The organism is Xanthobacter sp. BG11Y11_SDJG (assembly GCF_057364445.1).
This window is the reverse complement of sequence record NZ_JBNFNU010000638.1, coordinates 1-1,511: the sequence shown is the minus strand read 5'-3', so window position 1 is coordinate 1,511 and position 1,511 is coordinate 1. Positions and strand designations below refer to the sequence as shown.

Below are 1,511 nucleotides of genomic sequence, written 5' to 3'. Positions count from 1 at the left end.
GTAGGTGGCGTCGCCCCCACGGCTCGGGCGGCAGCAGCGCCGCGGCGGCCGCAAGGAACTCCGCATCCTCCGGCGCGGCAGCGGTCGCGAGCTTCTGCCGGCACACGCGCCACCAGTGCGCGGCGTCCTCGAACCGCGAAAGATTACCGCGCACCAGCCAGCCAGAACGGCGCGCCGGCGTCGATTCCCTCGGCCAGGAGACGCGGCGCGCCGCCGCGAACGGCATCAGGTGCAGCGTGCGGGCGCTGAGGCCCGCCAGGTCCTGCGGATCGAACCGCGCCGGGGCGCGGGAGATGGAAGCGAGGTCCACCATCGCCGCCAGGTCGTCCAGGCTCGCCACCGGCTGGACCGCATGCGCGGTGCCCACCAGGACCGCGGCCGCCGCCAGCGCGAGCGGCTCGATGCCGTCGCGCGCAGCGCCGACAGCGAGAGATGGCCGAGGCGCTTGGAGAGCCCCTCCCCGCTCGGCAAGGTGAGAAGATTGTGGTGCGCGAACACAGGCGCCGGCCGCCCAGCGCCTCGATGATCTCGATCTGCACCGCGGTGTTGGTGACGTGATCCTCGCCGCGCACCACCTGCGTGACGCCGAGCGCGATGTCGTCCACCACCGAGGGTAGCGTGTAGAGGAAGGAGCCGTCGGCGCGCACCAGCACCGGATCGGAAAGGCTCGCCGTGTCCACCTGCTGCGGCCCGCGCACGCCGTCGTCCCAGGCGACATCGCGGTGGGCGAGCAGGAACCGCCAATGCGGCGCGCGGCCCTCGGCGGCGAAGCGGGCGCGCTCGGCCTCCGTGAGGCGCAGGGCGGCCCGGTCATAGACCGGCGGCAGGCCGCGGGCGCGCTGGAGCTTGCGCTTGAGGTCCAGCTCCTCCTCGGTCTCGTAGCAAGGATAGAGCCGCCCGGCAGCCTTCAGCCGCTCGGCCGCTTCCGCATAGAGCGCCAGGCGGTCGGACTGGCGCACGCGGATGTCGGGAGGGATGCCCAGCCAGTCGAGGTCGGCGGCGATGGCGTCGGCGAACGCGGCGCGCGAGCGCGCGGCATCGGTGTCGTCGAGGCGCAGGATGAAGGTGCCGCCCTGGCGGCGCGCGATCAGCGCGTTGATGAGCGCGGTGCGGGCATTGCCCACATGAAGGAGGCCGGTGGGGGACGGCGCGAAGCGCAGGACCGGCGGCGATGCGACAGGCGGGGAAGCGTCAGGCAGAGAAACGTCAGGCATGGCGCCCGCCATAGCCCGGCGCGCGCCGTTCGTCGATGGCCGGCCGCGCGGCAGAAGCGACCGGGGCCGGTCGGCCGGCGGGAAGCTCCCGTCCGCCGGAGAGGATGGTGCCCGCCTCAGGGCCGCTGCGGCGGGCAGTTCGGACCCTGGCAGGCCGGACGCTGCTGGCGCTGCTGGTTCTGCTGCTGCGGCTGTTGGCGCTGCTGGATCTGCTGCTGCTGGCGTGCTGTTGCTGCCTCTGCTGGATCTGCTGCTGCTGACGCTGTTGCATCTGCTGCTGCTGGATCTGCTGCTGCT

1 protein-coding gene and 1 pseudogene are annotated in these 1,511 nt (G+C 73.2%); both read right to left on the bottom strand.

The window, feature by feature from the left end; genetic code table 11:
• Positions 1 to 1,214, bottom strand: a pseudogene (locus tag AC2W7M_RS25255) (glutamate--tRNA ligase); the annotation flags it as partial.
• The coding region (locus AC2W7M_RS25250; RefSeq protein ID WP_486135835.1) for a hypothetical protein at positions 1,207 to 1,511 on the bottom strand (305 nt) is incomplete at its 5' end. The pseudogene AC2W7M_RS25255 and the gene AC2W7M_RS25250, both read right to left, overlap by 8 nt.